This window comes from Actinomadura sp. KC345, assembly GCF_004348515.1.
In the GTDB taxonomy this organism is placed as follows: Bacteria; Actinomycetota; Actinomycetes; order Streptosporangiales; family Streptosporangiaceae; genus Spirillospora.
Genome location: NZ_SMKH01000372.1, coordinates 1 through 6,567, shown reverse-complemented (window position 1 = coordinate 6,567; position 6,567 = coordinate 1). Strand labels below are relative to the sequence as shown.

Here is a 6,567-nt window from a genome sequence, read left to right as displayed (position 1 = left end):
ACCCCGTCGCCGACACCTCGACCGTCTCGCCCACCACCGCCTTGGCAGGCCACCGCCCGCACCCCACCACCGGCGCCACGTCGAGAATCGGGATGCGACCAAGCCTCGGAATGCCGGTCCCGCTGGACGTTCCGGACTCGACTTGCATAGGCCCACCTCTACCCGTGCGAGACTTCCGAAACGTCCCATGCCCGCGAACCGGCGCCTACCGTCCTGCAGTTTCCGATAACTTTGCGCGGCGCTCCGGCCACCCTCGGTGAGGCGCCGCCCGGAGACCGTGATCGGCGAGTTCAGGCCGTGCGGGCGACCTCGTGACCTGGGGCATCGCGGAGTTCAAGAGCCGCCCTCGAAGCGGTCGGTTCGGAGAGGCTCACCTGTCCGGCCGTCGCACCATCGGGGCGCACCGCATAGCGTGACGTCGTGTGAAGGCAATCCGACGTTTCACGGTACGCACCGTCCTTCCCGAGCCGCTCAGGCAGCTTGAGGAGCTCGTCCTCAACCTGCGGTGGTCCTGGCACCACGAGACGCTCGACCTGTTCCGCGCCGTGGACCCGGCGTTGTGGCAGACCGTCCGCCACGACCCGGTCAGGCTGCTGGGCGAGGTCGCGCCGGAGCGGCTGGAGCGCCTGGCGGAGGACCGGCGGTTCCTGCGCCGGCTGCAGGACACCACCGAGGACCTGCGCGAATACCTGACGGCGCCGCGCTGGTACCAGTCGCGGGCGGACGGCCCCGCGTGCATCGCCTACTTCTCGCCCGAGTACGGGATCACCGCCGCGCTGCCGCAGTACTCCGGCGGCCTCGGCATCCTGGCGGGCGACCACCTGAAGACGGCGAGCGACCTGGGCGTCCCCATCCTCGGCGTCGGGCTGCTGTACCGGCATGGGTACTTCTCGCAGTCGCTCTCACCGGACGGCTGGCAGCTCGAACGCTACCCGCCGATCGACCCCAACGGGCTTCCGCTCACCCTCCTGCGCGAGCGGGACGGGACACCGGTGCGGATCACCATCGGCCTCCCCTCGGGGGCGGTGGGGCGTGGCCATGGGGGTGAAGCACAGGGCCGCGGTCTCCAGGCGCAGGTGTGGGTCGCGCGCGTCGGACGCGTCCCGCAGCTGCTCCTCGACTCCGACGTGGAGGAGAACGACCAGTCCGCGCGGGACGTCACCGACCGCCTCTACGGGGGCGGCGGCGACCACCGGCTGCTCCAGGAGATGCTGCTCGGCATCGGCGGCGTGCGGGCCATCCGCGCGTACTGCCGCATCACGGGGCATCCGGAGCCCGAGGTGTTCCACACCAACGAGGGGCACGCCGGCTTCCTCGGCCTGGAACGCATCCGCGAGCTGGTCTCCGAGGACGGGCTCACGTTCGACGAGGCGCTGGAGGCGGCCAGGGCGGGCACGGTGTTCACCACGCACACGCCCGTCCCGGCCGGCATCGACCGGTTCCCGCGCGAGCTGATCGGACGGTATTTCGGCGGGGTGAACGAGACCGAGCAGGTGCCCGTCGACCGGGTCCTCGCGCTCGGAGCCGAGGACTACCCCGGCGGCGACCGCACCGTGTTCAACATGGCGGTGATGGGCATGCGGCTGGCGCAGCGCGTCAACGGCGTCAGCGAGCTGCACGGCCAGGTCAGCCGGGAGATGTTCGGCGGGCTGTGGGGCGGCTTCGACACCGCCGAGGTCCCGGTGGGGTCGATCACCAACGGCGTCCACGCGGGCACCTGGGTGGCCCGCGAGGTGCTGGAGTTCACCGCGCGCGAGCTGCCGTCGGTGATGGAGTCCGGGCGCGGCTGGGAGGGCGTCCGCGATGTCCCCGAACCGGAGATCTGGCGGATGCGCGGACTGCTGCGCCGGCGCCTCGTGCAGGACGCGCGCCGGCGGCTCCGCGAGTCGTGGCGCCAGCGCGGCGCCAGCGAGGCCGAGGTCTCCTGGATCGACGACGCCCTCGACCCGGACGTCCTGACGATCGGGTTCGCGCGGCGCGTCCCGTCCTACAAGCGGCTGACGCTGATGATGAGCGACCCGGACCGGCTCCGCTCGATCCTGCTGGACCCGGACCGCCCCGTGCAGATCGTCATCGCGGGCAAGGCGCACCCGGCCGACGAGGGCGGCAAGCGGCTCATCCAGGACATCGTGCGGTTCGCCGGGTCCGAGGACGTCCGGCACCGGATCGTGTTCCTGCCCGACTACGACATGGCGCTCGGGCAGCTCATGGTGCAGGGCTGCGACGTGTGGATGAACAACCCGCTGCGCCCGCTGGAGGCGTGCGGCACGTCCGGGATGAAGGCGGCGCTGAACGGCGCGCTGAACCTGTCGATCCTCGACGGCTGGTGGGACGAGTGGTACGACGGCCAGAACGGCTGGGCGATCCCGTCCGCCGACGGCCTCGCCGCGCCCGACCGCCGCGACGAGCTGGAGGCCGCCGCGCTGTACGAGCTGGTCGAGGACCACGTCTCGGTCACCTTCTACGACCGGGACTCGGCCGGGCTGCCGCGCCGCTGGCTGGAGATGGTCAAGCACACCATCGCCACCCTCGGCCCGAAGGTCCTCGCGTCCCGGATGCTGCGCGACTACGTCGAGGAGCTGTACGTGCCGGCGGCGGCGTCCGAGCGCGCCATGGTCGCCGACAAGTACGCGGGCGCGCGGACGCTGGCGGCGTGGAAGCGGCGCGTCCGCGAGGCGTGGCCGGGCGTGGCCGTCGAGCACGTCGAGTCGAGCGGGGAGGAGAGCCCGCAGGTCGGCGCGCGGCTGTCGGTGCGGGTCGTCGCCGACCTCGGCGGCCTCGGCCCGGACGACGTCGCCGTGGAGGCCGTCTACGGCCGGGTCGACGACTCCGACGCGCTGATCGACCCGTCCCACCTGGAGCTGGACCGCGCCGGACGGGCGGAGGACGGCCGGACCCGGTACGTCGGGGAGGTCCCGCTGGGACGCAGCGGCGCGTTCGGCTACAGCGTCCGCGTGGTGCCGAGCCATCCGCTGCTGTCGGGACGGGCCGAGATGGGCCTGGTCGCGCTGCCGCCCGCCCCGCAGGGCATGACGAACGGCGACCTGCGCTAGCGGGTCAGCCGTCCTCGCCGCCGAGGTCGTCCTCGTCGTCGGGCGGCGGGTCGGGCATCCGCCATCCGGCGACGAGCACGGGCAGCGCCAGGTGCGTCGTGAACAGCGCGACCGCGCCGGTGACCACCGCCGCGATCGGGACGAACGTGGTCCGGTCCCCCTCCACGGACAGCACCGCGGCGACGAGGACGACCAGCACCAGGAGCATCGTCCGGTGCGCGATCGTGTAGGCGCGGAGCCGGTCGGCCACCTGGCGCTCGTCCAGGCTGTGCTCCGCGAGCGAGGTCATCCCGCGGGTGGCGGAGTTCAGCGCGGCGGTCACCGGGAGCGTGATGACGACGAAGGCGATGAACAGCCCGATCGTCCACCACATCGCGGTGTCGCTGGGCGCGAGGCGCCACGACACGATCGTCCCCGCCCACGGCATCGCCGCCGCGGCGGCACCGGCGCCGACGGTCACCCGCCGGCGCGACCGGGTGGAGTGCCAGGAATGCAGGGTGCCGCGTTCCATGCCCTCCTCCTGTGCCTTGTGCCAGCGCCGCCTCAGCTCGTGCACTCTCGCCCCCTTCACCCGGTGCTCCCCAGCCTCGGGAACGGCGCCAGCGAGAACACGACCTCCACCGGCACCTCGAAGAATCCCGCGATCTGGAGCGCGAGATGCAGGCTCGGGCTGTACTCGCCCCGCTCCAGATACCCGATCGTCTGGTAGTGGACGCCCAACGCCGTGGCCAGCTCGCGGCGCGAGACGCCGCGTTCCGCGCGCAGCACCGCGATCCGGTTGTAGACGGTCTCCTTGTCCCCTGGCACCGGCCCAGTCTCCCGCAGTCCGCACTCAGACCGCGCCCTGGGCGGCGCGCCGCTCCTGCGCTCGCGCAAGCCGCGTCCCCGACTCGCGGCGTGCCGCGCGCAGCAGCAGGACGGGCGCGAGCAGCAGCCCGAGCAGCGACCACGCACCCAGCACCGCCGCCGCCTCCGCGAGCCGCCAGCTCCCGCCGATCTCCGCGGCCAGCATCGCGTCCGGCAGGAACACCGACCGCAGCCCGAGGCCCTGCCAGTACAGCGGGAACGCCTGCGCGACCCACTGGACGGGCGCGGGCATGGCCGTCACCGGGAACATCACGCCCGACACGAGCATCAGGCCCATCATCGGCAGCGACAGGATGCCCGCCGCGTTCCGCGCCCCCGGCAGCAGCGCGCCGAGCGCCGCGCCCAGCGGGACGACCGACAGCGTCCCGAGCACGAGGACCCACGCCAGCGTCAGCCAGTCGCCCGCGGCGGACGGCAGTTCGAGCCCGGCGAACGCGACACCCGCGACGAGCATCAGCGCCACGTACGTCCCGATCTGCGCCAGGACGAACACCGCGCGGCCGATCAGGTAGGCGGGGACGCCGTCCGGGATCGTCCGCATGCGCAGCAGCGTGCCCTCCTCCCGGTCCGCCGCGATCGACATCGGCAGGCTCAGCAGCCCGGCCGTGTACACCGCGAACGCGACGAACCCGGCCGTCATCAGCACGGCCTGCGAGGCTCCCGCCGCGCCCTCCACGTCGTGCCCGCCCTGCCACAGGACCAGCGCCAGGTAGACGCCGACCGTCCCGATCAGCGAGCTGACGAACTCCTGCCGGTTGCGCACGAAGTGCATGTACTCGGCTCCGCCGCGGCGGAGCCCGATCATCGCCGTCCGGGTGTTCACGCGGCCCTCCCGCTGTTCTCGAAGATCTCCGGCTCGTCGTCCCGTGCGTCCGGTCCGGTGGCGACCAGGCCGAGGTAGGTGTCCTCCAGCGACGCCCGCCGGACCTCCAGCCCCGGCACCGGCCCGCCGAACCGCCCGTGCAGCTCGAACGCCAGCCGGGAAGGGTCGGCCGTCCGCTCGGCGCGGAGCTCGCCGTCCTCGATCCAGCGCACCTCCGAGGCGGCCCGCGCGGTCGCCGCCAGGCTCGACGGCGTCCCGTACGCCATGACCTCGCCGCCGACCAGGATCGCGATCCGGTCGGCGAGCCGCTCGGCCTCCGCCAGGTCGTGCGTGGTCAGCAGCACCGCGAGCCCCTCGTCCCTGGCCAGCCGCTCGACCAGCTCGTGGAACTCGCGGCGCGCCTGCGGGTCGAACCCGGTCGTCGGCTCGTCCAGGAACAGCAGTTCGGGCCGTCCGACGATGCCGAGCGCGACGTCCAGCCGGCGCCGCTGCCCGCCCGACAGCCGCGAGACCGCCTGCCCGGCCTGCTCCGTCAGCCCCATGACCGCGAGCAGCTCGTCGGGGTCGCGGGGCCGCTCGTACAGCGACGCCACGTGCGCGAGCAGCTGCCGGGCGCCCCAGCGCGGGTGGTCCCGCCAGTTCTGCAGGACGATCCCGAGCCGCGCCCGCCAGGCGCCGCCGCCCTTGCCGGGGTCGGCGCCGAGCACCGTGACCTCGCCGGACGAGCGGCGCCGGAACCCCTCGAAGATCTCGATCGTGGTCGTCTTCCCGGCCCCGTTCGGCCCGAGCAGCGCCACCACCTCACCCGCCCGGACGTCCAGATCGACGCCGCGCAGCACCTCGGCGCGCCCATAGCGCATCCGCACGTCCCGCGCCCGGATCACCGTCCCGTCCATGCACACTCCCTGCTACAGGCGATAGGGGAACTTGGATCGTTCACCGCACCGATACAATTAATGATAGTAGAAGTACTACATTCGATCGCAGTTCTGCAAGCAGCCGGGTCCTGACAGGATGGGCGGATGGGAATGTCGCGCCTGCGGGACACCCGCCTGGGACGGGCTCTCCGCCTGCCGCCGCGCGGCCGCCACGCCGACGCGCTCGTGGCCGCGGGATGCCTGCTCGTGTCGGTCCTCAGCGTCCTGCCGGAGGAGGGGGACGCCCGCGCCCGCCAGCCCGAGGCCGCCTGGTCGCTGCTGGTCGTCGCGTGCCTGGCGCTGTACTTCCGGCGGAGGCGCCCCGTCGTCGTGGCGGCCGTCACGCTCGTCGCGTGCGGGCTCTACTACCCGCTGACCGAGCCCGACGGCCTCGTCATCATCACGCTGGCCGTAGCCCTGTACACGGCGGCGGCGGAGGGGCATCTCGCGGCGGCGGCCGCGGTCGCGGCCGCCGCGCTGGCCGCGACCGCGTACGGGAACCGGGGCGACGCCAGCCATCTGGAGGACGCGGCCGGCGTCCTCCTCGTCGGCTGGTTCGTCGCGGTCATCGCGATCGGCGCCGTCGTCCGCAACCGGCGCGCCTACCTGCGGGAGGCCGACGAACGCGCCCGGGTCGCCGAACGCGGCCGGGAACTGGAGGCGCGCCGCCGCGCCATCGAGGAGCGGCTGCGCATCGCCCGCGAACTGCACGACGTCCTCGGCCACAACATCTCACTGATCAACGTGCAGGCCACGGCCGCCCTGCACGGCCTGCGCCGCGAACCGGAGCGCGCCGAGGACGCCCTCACCGCGATCAAGCAGGCCAGCAAGGACACTCTCCGCGAGATGCGCGCCACCCTCGGCGTCCTGCGCCAGGTCGACGAGGCCGCCCCGGTCGCCCCCGCCC

General features: G+C 73.3%; 6 protein-coding genes. 2 read left to right on the top strand and 4 right to left on the bottom strand.

Annotated features, from left to right (window positions below; genetic code table 11):
* The first annotated feature begins 422 nt into the window (after window positions 1–422).
* Window positions 423–3,053 (top strand): alpha-glucan family phosphorylase, encoded by a 2,631-nt coding sequence (glgP, locus tag E1281_RS35695; protein ID WP_131884117.1) that lies wholly within the window; start codon window positions 423–425, stop codon window positions 3,051–3,053.
* A 4-nt stretch (window positions 3,054–3,057) separates the two neighbouring features.
* On the opposite strand, the gene E1281_RS35690 is transcribed toward glgP, so the two are convergent.
* Genes E1281_RS35690 through E1281_RS41525 form a run of 4 tightly spaced genes read right to left on the bottom strand, consistent with a single transcriptional unit; the run spans window position 3,058 to window position 5,639 of the window.
* Window positions 3,058–3,609 carry a hypothetical protein gene (locus E1281_RS35690; RefSeq protein ID WP_131884116.1) on the bottom strand — a complete coding sequence of 184 codons (552 nt, stop codon included), beginning with the start codon at window positions 3,607–3,609 and terminating at the stop codon, window positions 3,058–3,060.
* Window positions 3,610–3,620: 11 nt separating this feature from the next.
* Window positions 3,621–3,860, bottom strand: coding sequence for a helix-turn-helix transcriptional regulator (locus E1281_RS35685; protein WP_131884115.1), 240 nt, complete (start codon window positions 3,858–3,860; stop codon window positions 3,621–3,623).
* A gap of 25 nt (window positions 3,861–3,885) precedes the next feature.
* Entirely contained in the window at window positions 3,886–4,743 is an 858-nt protein-coding gene (locus tag E1281_RS35680) for an ABC transporter permease (RefSeq protein WP_207943694.1), read from the bottom strand.
* A complete protein-coding gene (locus tag E1281_RS41525; RefSeq protein WP_131884113.1) occupies window positions 4,740–5,639 on the bottom strand; it encodes an ABC transporter ATP-binding protein in 900 nt (299 codons plus the stop codon). Before E1281_RS41525 ends, E1281_RS35680 begins: the two co-directional genes overlap by 4 nt.
* 126 nt (window positions 5,640–5,765) lie before the next feature.
* Here E1281_RS41525 and E1281_RS42355 point away from each other — a divergent pair.
* A partial coding sequence (locus E1281_RS42355; protein ID WP_243717734.1) for a histidine kinase dimerization/phosphoacceptor domain-containing protein occupies window positions 5,766–6,567 on the top strand: 802 nt, incomplete at its 3' end.

Bases quoted from the DNA above. Each gene is read 5' to 3' on its own strand.
- E1281_RS41525 (WP_131884113.1), bottom strand. From the start codon at position 5,639: ATGGACGGGACGGTGATCCGGGCGCGGGACGTGCGGATGCGCTATGGG.